The organism is Pseudomonas sp. Soil_N_39, from assembly GCF_057655955.1.
Genome location: NZ_JBDGLI010000006.1, coordinates 189,366 through 205,823 on the forward strand (window position 1 = coordinate 189,366; position 16,458 = coordinate 205,823).

At 62.2% G+C, this 16,458-nt stretch carries 14 protein-coding genes; 11 read left to right on the forward strand and 3 right to left on the reverse strand.

Annotation, left to right across the window (positions count from 1 at the left end; translation table 11 throughout):
• Positions 1-69 precede the first annotated feature (69 nt).
• From AC3A5O_RS11645 to AC3A5O_RS11680, 8 genes are all read left to right on the forward strand, one after another.
• Positions 70-513 carry a YbaN family protein gene (locus AC3A5O_RS11645; protein WP_305491813.1) on the forward strand — a complete coding sequence of 148 codons (444 nt, stop codon included), beginning with the start codon at positions 70-72 and terminating at the stop codon, positions 511-513.
• A 34-nt stretch (positions 514-547) separates the two neighbouring features.
• On the forward strand, positions 548-1,894 hold the full coding sequence (locus tag AC3A5O_RS11650) for a CoA transferase (protein WP_487753200.1): 1,347 nt from the start codon (positions 548-550) through the stop codon (positions 1,892-1,894).
• A gap of 356 nt (positions 1,895-2,250) precedes the next feature.
• On the forward strand, positions 2,251-3,678 hold the full coding sequence (gene arcD / locus AC3A5O_RS11655; RefSeq protein WP_487753201.1) for an arginine-ornithine antiporter: 1,428 nt from the start codon (positions 2,251-2,253) through the stop codon (positions 3,676-3,678).
• 31 nt (positions 3,679-3,709) lie between these two features.
• Positions 3,710-4,966 carry an arginine deiminase gene (gene arcA, locus AC3A5O_RS11660; RefSeq protein WP_122566858.1) on the forward strand — a complete coding sequence of 419 codons (1,257 nt, stop codon included), beginning with the start codon at positions 3,710-3,712 and terminating at the stop codon, positions 4,964-4,966.
• A gap of 84 nt (positions 4,967-5,050) precedes the next feature.
• Entirely contained in the window at positions 5,051-6,061 is a 1,011-nt protein-coding gene (locus tag AC3A5O_RS11665) for an ornithine carbamoyltransferase (RefSeq protein ID WP_122566859.1), read from the forward strand.
• Between the two features lie 196 nt (positions 6,062-6,257).
• Complete coding sequence (gene arcC, locus AC3A5O_RS11670) at positions 6,258-7,187, forward strand: carbamate kinase (RefSeq protein ID WP_305470014.1); 930 nt, start codon at positions 6,258-6,260, stop codon at positions 7,185-7,187.
• Positions 7,188-7,252: 65 nt separating this feature from the next.
• On the forward strand, positions 7,253-7,612 hold the full coding sequence (locus AC3A5O_RS11675; RefSeq protein WP_487753202.1) for a DUF5064 family protein: 360 nt from the start codon (positions 7,253-7,255) through the stop codon (positions 7,610-7,612).
• A 203-nt stretch (positions 7,613-7,815) separates the two neighbouring features.
• The gene (locus AC3A5O_RS11680) at positions 7,816-7,992 is read left to right on the forward strand and encodes a hypothetical protein (RefSeq protein ID WP_163006774.1); all 177 of its coding nucleotides are present in this window, start codon (positions 7,816-7,818) and stop codon (positions 7,990-7,992) included.
• Between the two features lie 7 nt (positions 7,993-7,999).
• Here the strand turns inward: AC3A5O_RS11680 and AC3A5O_RS11685 are convergent, their stop codons facing one another.
• Positions 8,000-8,893 (reverse strand): helix-turn-helix domain-containing protein, encoded by an 894-nt coding sequence (locus AC3A5O_RS11685; protein ID WP_122566862.1) that lies wholly within the window; start codon positions 8,891-8,893, stop codon positions 8,000-8,002.
• A gap of 175 nt (positions 8,894-9,068) precedes the next feature.
• On the opposite strand from AC3A5O_RS11685, the gene pobA reads away from it, so the two are divergent.
• Positions 9,069-10,259, forward strand: a complete 1,191-nt coding sequence (pobA, locus tag AC3A5O_RS11690; RefSeq protein WP_305470012.1) for a 4-hydroxybenzoate 3-monooxygenase — start codon at positions 9,069-9,071, stop codon at positions 10,257-10,259.
• Between the two features lie 69 nt (positions 10,260-10,328).
• Complete coding sequence (locus AC3A5O_RS11695; protein WP_305482868.1) at positions 10,329-11,846, forward strand: MDR family MFS transporter; 1,518 nt, start codon at positions 10,329-10,331, stop codon at positions 11,844-11,846.
• A gap of 127 nt (positions 11,847-11,973) precedes the next feature.
• Here AC3A5O_RS11695 and AC3A5O_RS11700 read toward each other — a convergent pair whose 3' ends face one another.
• Positions 11,974-13,323: a spinster family MFS transporter gene (locus AC3A5O_RS11700; protein WP_305482866.1), complete on the reverse strand. Its 1,350-nt coding sequence runs from the start codon at positions 13,321-13,323 to the stop codon at positions 11,974-11,976.
• Positions 13,324-13,682: 359 nt separating this feature from the next.
• Between AC3A5O_RS11700 and AC3A5O_RS11705 the strand changes: the two genes are divergently transcribed.
• Positions 13,683-15,860: a hypothetical protein gene (locus AC3A5O_RS11705; protein ID WP_305470008.1), complete on the forward strand. Its 2,178-nt coding sequence runs from the start codon at positions 13,683-13,685 to the stop codon at positions 15,858-15,860.
• Positions 15,861-16,147: 287 nt separating this feature from the next.
• On the opposite strand, the gene AC3A5O_RS11710 is transcribed toward AC3A5O_RS11705, so the two are convergent.
• Complete coding sequence (locus AC3A5O_RS11710; RefSeq protein WP_053119051.1) at positions 16,148-16,453, reverse strand: DUF2288 domain-containing protein; 306 nt, start codon at positions 16,451-16,453, stop codon at positions 16,148-16,150.
• Between the last annotated feature and the right edge of the window lie 5 nt (positions 16,454-16,458).

The window sequence follows — 16,458 nt, forward strand, 5'->3', positions numbered from 1 at the left end:
GCGCCTGACACACCGCTATCGCGAGCAAGCTCGCTCCCACAGGGGAAAGTGCATGTCGGATAGAAATACATGAGCCACACGCCCTCCAAACTCACCCAATGGCTCTTCGCCCTGCTCGCCTACACCAGCCTGGCCATCGGCCTGGTCGCCATCGTCGTGCCCGGCCTGCCGACCACCGAGTTCATCCTGCTGGCCGCCTGGGCCGCGACCCGCAGCTCACCGCGCCTGAGCGCCTGGCTGGAGAACCATCGGCTATTCGGGCCGATGTTGCACAACTGGCGCAACGGCAAGGTCATCCCCCGCCGGGCCAAGGTCGGCGCCACCGCCAGCATGCTGCTCTGCGCAGGATTGATGCTGGTGATGCTCGACCACGGCTGGCCGGTTTACCTGGCGCTCGCTGGCATGGGCCTGGGCAACCTGTGGATCTGGTCGCGACCGGAACAGGTGCAAGGCAATTGTGGCGAGGGAGCTTGCTCCCGCTGGGCCGCCAAGCGGCCCCCAACGGATTTTTGAACTATGATCGCCCTCTCGTACTGGAGGGCTTTCGATGGCCGATCTGCTCACGTCCATGCAAGCCGCACTCGGCTTGCCCACGACCCCAATCACCTTCAGCGGTGAAGGCGCCCTGCCCTCGGCCTTCGCCGTCACGGAGTTGGCCAGCGCCAGCATCGCCGCGGCCGGCCAGGCGACCGCCGCGCTCATCCACCAGCAAACCGGCCGCCGGCCACCCGTCGAAGTCGACCGGCGCCTGGCGTCGTTCTGGTTCTCCACGTCCCTGCGCCCCATCGGCTGGAGCGTGCCGCCAATGTGGGACGCGGTGGCCGGCGACTACGCCAGCGCCGACGGCTGGATTCGCCTGCACACCAACGCACCGCATCATCGCCTGGCCGCAGAAAAGGTCCTCGGCACCTGCACCGACCGCGCCGACATGGCGGCCAGGGTGGCCCGCTGGAACAAGGCCGAGCTGGAACAGGCCGTGGTCGACGCCGGCGGTTGCGCCGCCGAGATGCGTTCGTGGCAGGCCTGGCAAACCCACCCTCAGGGGCTGGCGGTCAATGCCGAGCCGCTGGTGCACCTGAGTGAAACGACTGCGGAGCAGCGCAAACCCTGGCTCGGCGCCGTGACTCAGCCGCTGGCGGGCCTCAAGGTCCTGGACCTGACCCGCGTGCTGGCCGGCCCCATCGCCAGCCGTTTCCTCGCGGGCCTGGGGGCCGACGTGCTGCGCATCGATCCGCCAACCTGGAACGAGCCCGGTGTGGTCCCGGAAGTGACCCTGGGCAAACGCTGCGCCCGCCTCGACTTGCATCGGGCCGATGATCGAGCAGCGTTCGAGGCACTGCTCAAGGACACCGACATTCTCCTGCACGGCTACCGTGCCGATGCCCTGGAACACCTGGGCTATGGCGCCGAGCAGCGCCGGCAACTGGCCCCGGGCCTGATCGACGTCAGCCTCAATGCCTACGGCTGGAGCGGCCCGTGGCAGAACCGTCGCGGCTTCGACAGCCTGGTGCAAATGAGCAGCGGCATTGCCGAAGCCGGCATGGCTTGGAAACACAGCGACAAGCCGACGCCGCTGCCGGTGCAAGCGCTGGATCATGGCACCGGCTATCTGCTGGCGGCCAGTGTCCTGGTGCTGTTGACCCGGCGCCTGGAAAGCGGCCACGGCGGCTCGGCCCGCTTGTCACTGGCGCGCACGGCGAAGCTGTTGATCGAGCGTGGGGCCGCAAGCGAGGCCGGGTTGCGACCTGAAGACGAGAGCGACCAGGGACTCCTGGTGGAGCAGACACCCTGGGGCCCGGCGCATCGATTGCAGGTACCGCTGAAAATTTCCGCAACGCCGTTGCAGTGGGCCTTGCCAGCCGCCGAGCTCGGGGCTCATCGCGCGCAGTGGTGACCGTTCAATCGCTATCGCGAGCAAGCTCGCTCCCACAGTGGATCTGCAGCGGAAACTTATTTGTGTACAACGCCAACCCCTTGTGGGAGCGAGCTTGCTCGCGATAGCGGCACGCCGCCAAACCGCCTTCGCGAGCAAGCTCGCCCCCACAGTGGATCTGCAGCGGAAACTTATTTGTGTACAACGCTAACCCCTTGTGGGAGCGAGCTTGCTCGCGATAGCGGCCCACCCGTCGCCAAATTGTCTGCGCCATTGCGAGCGAGCTCGCGTCCACAGGTTACCTGACCCAGATCAGCTGCCGACCGTTCGAATCGACTTAGGCTGGTGACTCTCTTCCCTCGCATGGGAGTCATGCAATGTCTGATACCCCCGGAAAACTTCGACTGGGTGCGCTGGTCGCCCTGGTAGTGGGTTCAATGATCGGTGGCGGGATTTTCTCCCTACCCCAGAACATGGCCGCCAGTGCCGATGTCGGCGCCGTGCTGATCGGCTGGGCCATCACCGCTGTCGGCATGCTGACCCTGGCCTTCGTGTTCCAGACCCTGGCCAACCGCAAGCCCGACCTGGACGGCGGCGTGTATGCCTACGCCAAGGCCGGGTTCGGCGACTACATGGGCTTTTCGTCGGCCTGGGGCTACTGGATCAGCGCCTGGCTGGGCAACGTCGGTTACTTCGTGTTGCTGTTCAGCACCTTGGGCTACTTCTTCCCGATCTTTGGCGAAGGCAATACCGTCGCAGCGGTGATCGGCGCCTCGGTGTTGTTGTGGGCAGTGCATTGGCTGGTGCTGCGCGGCATCAAGGAAGCCGCGTTCATCAACCTGGTGACCACCGTGGCCAAGATCGTGCCGCTGGTACTGTTCGTGCTGATCGCGGTGTTCGCCTTCAAGCTCGATATCTTCACCGCCGACATCTGGGGCCTGAAAAATCCGGACCTGGGCAGCGTGATGACCCAAGTGCGGCGCATGATGCTGGTCACCGTGTGGGTGTTCATCGGCATTGAGGGCGCGAGTATTTTTTCCGCCCGCGCCGAGAAACGCAGCGACGTCGGCAAGGCCACCGTGATCGGCTTCATCACCGTGTTGCTGTTCCTGGTGCTGGTGAACGTGCTGTCCCTGGGCATCATGACCCAGCCGGAATTGGCGAAGTTGCAGAACCCGTCCATGGCCGCTGTGCTGGAGCATGTCGTGGGGCATTGGGGCGCGGTGCTGATCAGCGTCGGCCTGGTGATTTCGTTGCTCGGCGCCCTGCTGTCCTGGGTGCTGCTGTGCGCCGAGATCATGTTCGCCGCCGCCAAGGACCACACCATGCCCGAGTTCCTGCGTCGGGAGAACGCCAACCACGTACCGGCCAATGCCCTGTGGCTGACCAACGCGATGGTCCAGCTGTTCCTGATCATCACCCTGTTCTCGGCCAGCACTTACCTGTCACTGATCTACCTCGCCACCTCGATGATCCTGGTGCCGTACCTGTGGTCGGCGGCCTACGCCGTGCTGCTGGCGGTGCGCGGCGAGACCTATGAACACGCCCTGGCCGAGCGCCGCAAGGACCTGCTCATCGGCGCCATCGCCCTGATCTACGCGGTGTGGCTGCTGTATGCCGGCGGGATCAAGTACCTGCTGCTCTCCGCCCTGCTCTATGCCCCCGGCGCGATTCTGTTCGCCAAGGCCAAGCACGAGTTGGGCAAACCGATTTTCACCGCTGTCGAGAAGCTGATTTTCGCCGCAGTGATCGCAGGCGCCCTGGTGGCGGCCTACGGGCTCTACGACGGCTTCCTGACCTTGTAGTTGGCTGATTGTTTTAACGGGAGGATGTGTAATGACCACGGAAAAAGTGAAGTACGGCGTTCATTCCGAAGCCGGAAAATTACGTAAAGTCATGGTCTGTTCCCCAGGCCTGGCCCACCAACGGCTGACCCCGAACAACTGCGACGAGCTGCTGTTCGATGACGTCATCTGGGTCAACCAGGCCAAGCGCGACCATTTCGATTTCGTCACCAAGATGCGCGAGCGGGACATCGACGTGCTGGAAATGCACAACCTGCTGACCGACATCGTCGCCATCCCCGAAGCCTTGGACTGGATCCTGCAGCGCAAGATCACCGCCAATTCGGTGGGCCTGGGCCTGGTGAATGAAGTCGGTTCGTGGCTGCGCAGCCTGGAACCGCGCCATATCGCCGAATTTCTGATCGGCGGCGTCTCGGCCGATGACCTGCCGGACAGCTTCGGTGGCAAGACCATCCAGATGTTCCGCGACTTCCTCGGGCACTCCAGTTTCATCCTGCCGCCGCTGCCCAACACCCAGTTCACCCGCGACACCACGTGCTGGATCTACGGCGGCGTGACCCTGAACCCGATGTACTGGCCGGCGCGGCGCCAGGAAACCCTGCTGGCCAGCGCCATCTATAAATTCCACCCCGAGTTCACCCAGGCGGATTTCCAGGTCTGGTACGGCGACCCGGACCAGGAACATGGCAACGCCACCCTCGAAGGCGGCGACGTGATGCCCATTGGCAACGGCGTGGTGCTGATCGGCATGGGCGAACGCTCGTCCCGCCAGGCCATCGGCCAGTTGGCGCTGAACCTGTTCAAGCACAAGGCCGTGGAGCGGGTGATCGTCGCCGGCCTGCCGAAATCCCGGGCCGCCATGCACCTGGACACCGTGTTCAGCTTCTGCGACCGCGATCTGGTCACGGTTTTCCCGGAAGTGGTGAGCCAGATTGTCGCCTTCTCCCTGCGCCCTGACGAGAGCAAGCCCGGCGGCATCGATGTGCGCCGCGAAGAAGGCAGCTTCCTCGACACCGTAGCCTCGGCCCTCAAGCTGCCGGCATTGCGGGTAGTGGAAACCGGTGGCAACAGCTTCGCCGCCGAACGCGAGCAATGGGACGACGGCAACAACGTGGTGGCCCTGGAACCGGGCGTGGTGATCGGCTACGACCGCAACACCTACACCAACACCCTGCTGCGCAAGGCCGGCGTGGAAGTCATCACCATCAGCGCCAGCGAGCTGGGCCGTGGCCGGGGCGGTGGTCATTGCATGACCTGTCCGATCATCCGCGACCCGATCGATTACTGACCTTTGAGCCTGGGCCGGCAACGCTCTCCATCCCACGGCAGAGACCGGCCCCGGGGATAACCTACACCTGAGGAGATCCACATCATGGCGTTCAATATGCGCAACCGCAGCCTGCTGAGTCTGATGCACCACACCCCTCGCGAGCTGCATTACTTGCTGGACCTGTCCCGCGACCTCAAGCGTGCCAAATACACCGGCACCGAGCGTCCACACCTGCAAGGCAAAAACATCGCGCTGATCTTCGAGAAAACCTCGACCCGCACCCGCTGCGCCTTCGAAGTCGCGGCCCATGACCAAGGCGCCCACGTCACCTACATCGACCCGGTGTCGTCGCAGATCGGCCACAAGGAAAGCATGAAAGACACCGCCCGGGTCCTGGGGCGGATGTTCGACGCCATCGAATACCGTGGCTTCGAACAGGAGATCGTCGAGGAACTGGCCAAGTTCGCCGGGGTGCCGGTGTTCAACGGCCTGACCGCCGAATTCCACCCCACCCAAATGATCGCCGACACCCTGACCATGCGCGAACACAGCGACAAGCCGCTGCATGACATCAGCTACGCCTACCTGGGCGATGCCCGCTACAACATGGGCAATTCGCTGCTGATGATCGGCGCCAAACTGGGCATGGACGTACGCATCGGCGCACCGAAAGCCCTGTGGCCGCACCAGGACTTCATCGACCAGTGCCAGGCCTTCGCTGCCGAAAGTGGCGCACGCATCACCATCACCGAAGACCCGAAGGAAGCGGTCAAGGGCGTGGACTTCATCCACACCGATATCTGGGTGTCCATGGGTGAACCGGTGGAAGCCTGGGATGAACGCATCGAGCAATTGCTGCCCTACCAGGTCAACGCGCAAATGATGAAAGCCTCGGGTAACCCGCGGGTGAAATTCATGCACTGCCTGCCAGCGTTCCATAACAGCGAAACCAAGGTCGGCAAAGACATCGCCGCCCGTTATCCGAACCTGGCCAACGGCGTGGAAGTGACCGAGGAGGTATTCGAGTCCCCGGCCAACATCGCCTTCGAGCAGGCGGAGAATCGCATGCACACCATCAAGGCAATCCTGGTGGCGGCGTTGGCGGATATCTAGAACCCAACGCAGCTTGCTCTCTGTAGAAGCAGATCTCTGGGGGTAAGGTCTGTGGGAGCAAGGCTTGCCCGCGATGGCATCGCCTCGGTCCATCAGTTACACCGAGGTGCTTGCATCCCGGGCAAGCCTTGCTCCCACAGGCCAGCTTCCACAGGGGGAACTGCGTTGTTCGACCCATTTTTGAAAGGACAGCACCATGCGCATCGTCGTTGCCCTGGGCGGTAACGCCCTCCTGCGTCGGGGTGAACCCCTGACCGCGGCCAATCAACGCAGCAACATCCGCACCGCGACCGAACAGATCGCCAAGATCCACCCCGGCAATCAACTGGTCATCGCCCACGGCAACGGCCCGCAGGTCGGCCTGCTGTCGTTGCAGGCGGCGGCCTACACCTCGGTCACGCCGTATCCGCTGGACGTGCTCGGCGCCGAAACCGAAGGCATGATCGGCTACATCATCGAACAGGAACTGGGCAATCTGCTGGACTTCGAAGTTCCCTTCGCCACGCTGCTGACCCAGGTCGAAGTGGATGGCAACGACCCGGCCTTCCAGAACCCCACCAAGCCTATCGGCCCGGTCTACAGCCAGGAGGAGGCGCAGAAACTGGCCGCTGAAAAAGGCTGGACCATCGCCCCCGACGGCGACAAGTTTCGTCGCGTGGTCGCAAGCCCCAGGCCCAAGCGCATCTTTGAGATCCGCCCGATCAAATGGCTGCTGGAAAAAGGCAGCATCGTGATCTGCGCCGGCGGAGGCGGCATTCCGACGATGTACGACGCCGACGGCAAGCTGCAAGGCGTGGAAGCGGTGATCGACAAGGACCTGTGCTCGGCGCTGCTGGCCGAACAGCTGGAAAGCGATCTGCTGGTGATCGCCACCGACGTCAACGCCGCGTTCATCGACTTCGGCAAACCGACCCAGAAAGCCATCGCCCAGGCCCACCCCGACGAAATGGACCGCCTCGGCTTCGCCGCCGGCTCCATGGGGCCGAAGGTGCAGGCCGCCTGCGAATTCGCGCGCAACACGGGCAAGGTCGCGGTGATCGGTTCGCTGTCGGACATCGATGCTATCGTCCAGGGCACTGCCGGCACGCGCATCAGCACGTCGACACCCGGCATCGCTTATCGATAACAGGAAACTTGCAGGGCGGATCCAGGGTCTGTCCTACACCCATGCCTTCGAAGGAGAGTCGTTTTATGGCCATGTTCGAACCCGGTCACCTGCACATGGAGCGCCATGCGCTGAACAAGGATGATTTCAGCTACAACCTGTGCATCGACTACAAGGTTGAGCAGGACCCCAGGGAGGGCGCAGGCATGTCGTTCCGGGTGCATGGCACGGTGGAAGACAAGACCTTGGACGAGACCTTCTTCCTGGCCAAGGACCAGGCCTTCGACTTCGCCCGCCATGCCACGCGTATCGCCCAGCAATACGGCTTGCCCAAGACCGCCAGCATCGGCTCGATGCACAAGTACTACGACGAAATGTTCGAAGACGTGCGCAAGCAACTGGACGTCAAGCCAGGGGATCCGATGAAGCCTGAACATCTGGCGTAACCGATCCCAAAGCCCCCTATCCCCTGTTTGTGGGAACAGACCTGTGGGAGCAAGGCTTGCTCCCACAGGTCTACTCCCACCAACAGGGGGTTATCAGTGTTCTGAATATCGGGCTAAATGCAACACTTGCCTGGCTGGCAACCCGCCACGGCTGACCTATGCTCAATGTAGTACCCCCGGGTATTCGTTCAGAGGTCACCGCCATGAACATCAAAATAAAAAGACGCCTCGCCATTTTCGTCACCTGCGCCGCCACGCTTGCGCTGTATGGCACTGCGGCCTACCGGGTCGAGCAGGCCAGGCAACTGCCCCGTGAACACGCCAGTTGCAACTTCGAACGCTGCATCCCCCACAGCGCGACCCTGAACGCCCTGCGCTGAGGCGTGGTCAGTCGTCCTGTTGATCGGTCTTGAGCCGGTCCCGGAACGCCTTGGGCGAGATGCCGACGCGGCGGCGGAACAGCCGGGTGAAGTTGGTCGGGTCGGAAAACCCGAGCAGCTCGGAAATCTCGTAGATGGTCATGCCGGTGTAGGTCAGCAGGCGCTTGGCTTCCAGCAACTGGCGCTCATGCATGATCTGCAACGCCGGTTGCCCCGCCAGTTCCCGGCAGGTGCCGTTGAGGTGGGACACGGAAATACCCAGGCGATGGGCCAAATCTTCGACCTTGACGTGCTCGCGATAGGTTTCTTCCACCAACTGAATGAAGCCGTTGAGGTATTCCCGGGCCCGTTGCGGGCGCTGGGCCTGGGTGTGTCGCTGCATCACCTGGCGGCTGACCCAGACCATGATCACGCTGACCAGTGCATGCATCAGCATTTCCCGGGCCGGCTGATGCCCCATGTATTCATTCTGCAAGGCGCTGAACAAGCTATTGAGGTACTCGGCATTCTCAAGGGCCGGGTAGCTTTCGGCCTGGGCCAGCACATTGACCGCATGCCCCAGTTGCGCTTGCAGGTGCGTGACCAGCGGTGCCGCCAGCGTCACCACATAACCTTCCACATCCTCGGAAAAACGAAAGCCATGGACCGACAGCGGCGGCAGGATCTGCACGGCCGGCTCGGTGAGCTGCGTGCGCCGGCCTTCGATTTCCAGTTCTGCCTGGCCCTTGAAGACAAACAACAACTGACACAGATCGGCGTGCCGATGGGGTTTGATTTCCCATTGATGCTCGCGACTGCGCTTGGAGATGGTTTCGCAGTGCAGCAGGTCCGGCGTCGGCCATTCCTGGCTCTCACCGTAGAGCTTGAACACCGGGATCGAAGGCAGATCAGGTTTTTTCATAACGTGGATCCGGGCCTGGGGGTGCGGGCGATAATCGCACTAATTGGCGAAAAGAACAGGTATCGGCTCAGTTTTCCCCTTCAACTGACAGGTCCGCAAGCGAAAAATGTAGGCACTCGGTCCATAACAATCAACACCGACCCTGGTCGCGTGCTTCGTGCGAGTCATAAGAACAATGAAAATCCTCAAGACCCAAGTCGCTATTATCGGCGCCGGCCCCTCTGGTCTGCTGCTCGGCCAGCTGCTGCACAACGCCGGGATCGACACTGTCATCCTCGAACGCCAGACCCCGGACTATGTACTGGGCCGCATCCGCGCCGGCGTGCTGGAGCAAGGCATGGTCGACCTGCTGCGCCAGGCCGGCGTGGGCCAACGCATGGACGCCGAAGGCCTGCCCCACGACGGCTTTGAACTGGTGCTCAATGATCGGCGGGTGCACATCGACCTCAAGGGCCTGACCGGCGGTAAAAACGTCATGGTCTACGGCCAGACTGAAGTCACCCGGGACTTGATGGCCGCCCGCGAAGCCGCCGGCGCCCGCACGCTGTACCTGGCCAGCGATGCCCAGCCCCACGACATGCAAACCGAACAGCCCTTCGTGACCTTCGAGCACGAAGGGCAAACCTGGCGCCTGGACTGCGACTACATTGCCGGTTGCGATGGTTTCCACGGCGTGGCGCGACAGTCCATTCCGGCGGAAAAACTCAAGGTCTTCGAGCGCGTCTACCCGTTTGGCTGGCTCGGCGTGCTGGCCGACACCCCGCCGGTCCACGAGGAACTGGTCTACGCTCGACACGACCGCGGTTTTGCCTTGTGCAGCATGCGCTCCAAGACCCGCACCCGTTACTACCTGCAAGTCCCTGCCGAGGAGCAAGTGGCCGACTGGCCGGACGAGCGTTTCTGGGGTGAACTGAAAAACCGCCTGCCCTTTGATCTGGCCGAAGCCCTGGTGACCGGCCCGTCCATCGAGAAAAGCATCGCGCCGCTGCGCAGCTTCGTGGTCGAACCGATGCAGTACGGGCGGATGTTCCTGGTGGGCGACGCGGCCCACATCGTCCCGCCGACCGGGGCCAAGGGGCTGAACCTGGCGGCCAGCGATGTCAGCACGCTGTTCAACATCCTGCTCAAGGTCTATCGCGACGGCCGTGTGGATTTGCTGGAGCAATATTCGGCCATCTGCCTGCGACGCGTCTGGAAAGCCGAGCGGTTTTCCTGGTGGATGACCTCGATGCTGCACCGTTTCGACGACGACGCCTTCAACCAGCGCATCAGTGAAGCGGAGCTGGAATATTTCCTCGACTCCGAGGCTGGCCGAAAAACCATTGCGGAAAATTACGTCGGGCTTCCTTACGAGGCTATCGAATAGCCGCCTACCGACTTAAACTGCGGGCTTCGTCCCATTCGCCTTTCCAGCGCGATGCCTGCAGGTTCTGCCGTGACTCAGCTCAATACGCCCCAAGCCCCGAAACCGGCCATCCGCAGCGTGCTGGTGGCCCTGATGCTGGCGATTTTCCTGGGTGCGCTGGACCAGACCATCGTCGCCGTCTCGATGCCGGCCATCTCCGCACAATTTGCCGACGTCAGCCTGCTGGCCTGGGTGATCTCCGGCTACATGGTCGCCATGACCGTGTCGGTGCCGATCTACGGCAAACTCGGTGACCTCTACGGACGCCGGCCGCTGATGCTGTTCGGCATGGGCCTGTTCACCCTGGCCTCGCTGTTCTGTGGCCTGGCGCAAAACATGGAGCAATTGGTACTGGCGCGGATTGTCCAGGGCATCGGCGCCGGCGGAATGATTTCGGTGAGCCAGGCGATCATCGGCGACATCATCCCGCCCCGCGAGCGGGGTCGCTATCAGGGGTATTTCAGCAGCATGTACGCGGTGGCCAGCGTGGCCGGGCCGGTGCTTGGTGGCTACATGACCGAATACCTGTCGTGGCGCTGGGTGTTCTGGATCAACCTGCCACTGGGCCTCGTGGCCTGGCGGGTGGCCCGACGCACCCTGGTGGGGCTGCCAGTGCCGCAACGCACGCCAATCATCGATTATCTGGGCACCGTGTTGCTGATCATCGGCCTGACGGCGTTGCTGCTGGGGATCACCCAAGTCGGCCAGGGCCATGCCTGGCACAGCCATGAAGTGCTGGGGTTGCTGGGTTGCGCGGGGATAGCCCTGGGGGTGTTCGCCTGGCACGAACGCCGGGCGCGAGAACCGTTGCTACCGATGCACCTGTTCGCCAACCGCAGTGCGGTGCTGTGCTGGTGCACGGTGTTCTTCACCAGTTTCCAGGCGATTTCCCTGACGGTGCTGGTGCCGTTGCGCTTCCAGAGCGTGACCGGCGCTGGTGCCGACAGTGCGGCGTTGCACTTGTTGCCGCTGGCGATAGGGCTGCCGATCGGCGCGTATTTCGCCGGCCGCCGTACCTCGGTTACGGGGCGCTACAAACCGATGATCCTGAGTGGCGCCCTGCTCTTTCCATTCGCCATCCTCGGAATGGCCTTCACGGCGCCCGACGCGTTCTGGCTCAGCAGCCTGTTCATGCTGCTCAGCGGCATCGCCTCGGGCATGCAGTTCCCCACGTCGCTGGTGGGTTCGCAGAACTCCGTGCAGCAACAGGACATCGGCGTCGCCACCAGCACCACCAACCTGTTCCGCTCCCTCGGCGGCGCGGTGGGCGTAGCCCTGATGTCGGCGTTGCTGCTGGCCTTGCTGCAGAATTCAAGCTTCGCCCAGCTCGCCGGCACGTCGCTGATCGGTGAAGGGCATGCCGGCAACGTCTTGCTGGACGGCCTCAACGCCACCCCGGGGGAAGCGCAGCATGCCTTGCGCCAGGCATTGCAGGCGACGTTCCGGGATTTGCTGTTGATCAGCGCGGCGGTGTCGTTACTGGGACTGGCGGCGGCAGTGGCGATGCCCGATCGCCTGTTGCGGGGCCGGGATGAAAAAGCTCGCTAGCCAGAATGCACAAAAAACTGTGGCGAGGGATTTGTGGGAGCAAAGCTTGCTCGCGAAACAGGCGCCTCGGTTTTCTGAAAGACCGCATCGCCTTCATCGCGGGCAAGCCTTGCTCCCACAGATGCGATCAGGCCGTCGCCGCGACACCCTCCGGCACTACCTGCGCGCTCATCCCATCCTTCATCCGCTTGGCATCGCGCACGAAGCAGCGTGACGCCAGGAACAGGAACACCATGGTCAAGAGCAGCGCCACCGGGATCAGGTACATCGCGTCGTGCAGGCCGATGGCCTTGAACGCTTCGGTCATCTGGTCGACGCCGGCCGCCGCCATGGCCGTGCGGGCGAAGTAGTCGGACAAACCACCCACCACCACCGGCCCCAAGCCGCCGCCGAGCAAATACAGCCCGGCAAAGTACAACGCCATTGCGGTGGCGCGCAGGCGTGGCTCCACCACGTCCTGGATCGCGGTGTAGACGCAGGTGTAAAAGTTGTACGCAAACAGCCAACCGACGCTGAACACCGCCACGAACACGCCGATTTCAATGCGCCCGGCATGCAGGGCCCACGCCGTGGTGACCGTCGAAATCGCCAGGCTGAACCCTGCAAACAGCAGGCGGCCGTTAGGCACGCGCTGGTGGATCTTGTCCGCGACCCAGCCACCCAGGGTGAGCCCGAACAATCCCGTCACGCCTACCATGATCCCAGTCGCCACAGCTGCCTCGTGCAGCGGCATCAGGAAATAACGCTGCAGCATCGGCACCAGGAACGAGTTGCAGGCATAGGTGGCGAAGTTGAAGCACAGCCCGGCCAGCACCAGCCACAGGAAGGTGGGAATCGCCAGCACCCGGCGAACCGGCCGGTCGATCTTTTCCTGGGACACCTGCACGGTTTCCGCCGCGCCGCGCTTGGGTTCCTTGATGAAAAACATGAACACCGCCAGCACCAGCCCCGGCACCGCCGCGATGAAGAACGGCGCGCGCCAGCTGTCGAACGCCTTGACCATCGCGCCAATGGTGAAAAACGCCAACAGCAGGCCCAGCGGCAGGCCCAGCATGAAGATGCCCATCGCCCGCGCCCGACGGTGGGCCGGGAACAGATCGCCAATCAGTGAGTTGGCCGCAGGCGCATAGCTTGCCTCGCCGATGCCGACGCCCATGCGCACCACCAGGAACGCCCAGAAACTGCCCACCAGGCCGTTGACCGCCGTCAGGCCACTCCAGGCCGCCAGGCCCCAGCCCATCAATTTGCTGCGCGAACCGTTATCGGCCATGCGCCCCAGGGGCAGGCCTGCAATGGCGTAGACGATGGTAAACGCGGTGCCGATGATGCCGATCTGGAAGTCGCTGAGGCTCCACTCCATGCGGATCGGCTCGATGATGATCGCCGGAATGGTGCGGTCGAAGAAATTGAACAGGTTGGCCAGGAACAACAGGAACAGAATGCGCCAGGCATTCGCCGCTTGGGTCGAGTTCTGCATGGGTCCGTCTCTTTTATTGTTATGGGCCAACGGTCCGTGGCCTGGATATGCAATCTAGACAGCGGCACGGGCGCTGTCTCCAATCATTCGCAAGGTTGATACCCGGCCATGGGACGCGGCGTTTTTCTTGATACCGATCAACTTCCTGTAACAATTGCCATCATTTTGCCTTTTGTTGGTTAAAGATCGAAGTCCGGTGGCCGATTCAACGAGATCAGGAAAAGATTACCCCGAGCGCTGCTCAGGCTGCAGCCCTGACCGCTTGGACCGACATTCGCGTTTATCCCGGCGCGAGTACCCATCCGCGATGATTCGATGAGTGCATTCATCGAGTCACCCGTTCAGGCAAATGGCGCACAATGACCTCAAAAAAAACAGCCACTGCGGTATCCGATCTGACCTTGAGCCCGGCCGCCAACGGCCCGGAAGTCTCGAAGCCGTCGAGCCCCCCACGCCCCCTGTCGACCCAGCAGTATCTGTATTTCACCGAAACCAACACCGACCGTATCCTCGATAACCTCGACGGCCTGCGTGACACCGTGTTCCCGCGTCCGCCGCACCTGGTGGATGACGAATACGACCGCGCCCAGCAAGAGTTCCCGTCGGTGTGCCTGATCGGCCTGGGTCGCTGCGGCTCCAACATCGCCCTGGACGTGGCCGAGCTGGTGTACAACGCCCGCAAGTTCTACCTCAACGAATTCAACGCCGAAGACAAAGGCTACAACGACAAGGGCTACAGCCCCGCACAGTGGATCCGCAACAACCTGCGCCTGGGCACGAGCAAGGTCAGCAAACCGGTGTTCCTGGTGGAACCGCTGGTGATGCTCGGCGACCTGGACAAGGACATCGCCGGGCGCATCCGTTTCTCACGCAAGGGCGAGAAAAGCGGCTTTTTGCGCGACTACAGCAAAATGAAAATCATGGACCTGTCGGAAGTCCACGCAGGTGGCGCCGGTAACGCGCCGATCCTCGGCCAGTACCTGGCCAAGATCATCCTGAACAAGGACACCCAGCGCTTCTCCAGCCCCGACTGGAAAATGATCCACTCGTACCTGATCGACAGCTGCGGCATCAAGGCCAACCAGTCGCGCCTGTACTTCTCGATCTTCAGCGCCGGCGGCGGTACCGGTTCGGGCATGGCCTCGGAGTTCGGCCTGGCCCAGCAGTACTCGTACATGAACAAGACGTTCGACACCAAACCGATGGACGAACACGACAGCAAGAGCGGCCACTCCTTCGTCTTCGAGCCGATCTTCACCAGCGGCATCTGCGTACTGCCGAACATTTCCGACCACCGCAGCGAAATGTCCGAAGCGCTGCACATCAACGCCGGACGCCTGCTGTGCAAGTACCTGTCGGAAGAATGGGATTTCTCGTACAACTTCGCCAACGAAGACAGCAGCGAAGCCAGCGTGATGGGCCGTATCCGCCCGTGGAACGCGATGATGCTGATCTCCAACGACATCATGCGTTATGCCGAGGAAAGCGATGACGGCAACATCCAGAACATTGATGTCAACGCCATGGAGAAGCACGCCAACCAGTACATCTCCCAGCAGATCTTCAACATCCTGACGGCCCAGGCTGTCACCACCGACTACGACCAGAACTATTTCCGCCGTGCCGGCATCGACATTGGCGAGACCATTCGCCTGGACGCCAACGACCTGTTCATGAGCCTGGCCGGCCCGGTGGCGATTGCCTACGCCGAGTCCGTCGTCCCGGAAACCCCGGCGCCGAGCGGCGACAAGTTCAAGGTGTTCGAGAAAGAGCCGCCGCGCCTGAACATCGACGACCTGTTCTTCCGCTCCATCGACCTGCCGCATTTCAACAAAGTCACCCAGGCCATCGAAGGCATCAGCCTGTTGCCAATCGAATCCAAGCGCTACCGGGCGTCGCTGGAGCAGTACAAGAACTCCGGCTACGACGCCGCGGCCCTGCATGACCTGCACTTCTTCAAGAATTGCTCGTCGGTGGTGTCCATCGTCTCCCTGCCCAAGGATTACAAGCTGTCCTACATGGACCTGAACCGGCTCAAGACCCACCTCAACAGCCTGTTCCCCAACACCACGCTCAAGCGTTACGCGTTGGTGATCGGCGCCTCGGCCAACCTATCACTCACCACCCTGATCGCCAAGAGCCCGTGCCTGTCGGATGATTTCCTGACCCTGATCGTGGCCTTTATCAAACGCTGCTTCGCCCGCACCCCGTACCGCTTCGACGACACCCTGGACAACTCGATCCTGGACTTCATCATCAACGAAGACTTCGACGAAGCACGCATCGACGACCTGCTCAACGAGTTCGAAAACCCGGCGAAGATCCTCGACACCAACTGGTACGCGATCAAGCCGATGTACGAGAAGAAGTACCGCGAGCTGATCAACGACAAGGACAAGTTCGTCTCGATCAACGACATCCGCCTGTCCCGCGACTGCGTGAAGAAATCCATCAAGTACCTGCGTGAGATCTACCGTCACCGCATTGGCAAGACCAAGGTTATTTCCCTTAATAACCATACTGGCAGGACTTACTGAGGCTGGCGCACAGACCGCGGCGTCTCGATCGCGAGCAAGCTCGCTCCCACAAGGGTTTTGTGTACACAGACCCACTGTGGGAGCGAGCTTGCTCGCGATAGCGGTCTTGAACCATCCCCTGAACAACATCCAGAAACAATTAATCAGCCCCAAGGCTGGCCCATAAACTGTTCCCGTTACGTATACGTCACCCTCCCCTGTGGCGTTTCGCCACGGCAGGGGCGCTATCACGCTACTCACCTACACACTTTTCAAACGCAAAAACACGAACCAACTTGGTGCACCGATCAATTCGACGCCCTTTCCTGGATCATAATCCACGGCGAAACCACCACCGCCCAAAGCTGCGGATCGCGTTCCAGAAAATCCAGCGCCCGCGTTTCAGACAGCTTGGCGAGCTGGTCGGCGGCCAGCCAGGCGGCGACTTTGGTACCTTCGTCCTGGGCAACGGCCTCGGCGGCGGCGATCAAATCCAGTGCCGGATCGACCCACAATAGGGCACCCTTGGCAAAGAACGGCTCCAGCTCCTTCCAGGTGATGGATGCAGTTTCTCCAAGCAGCTTGGCATAGAGGGTGCTAGGTTCTTGATTCATGGGAC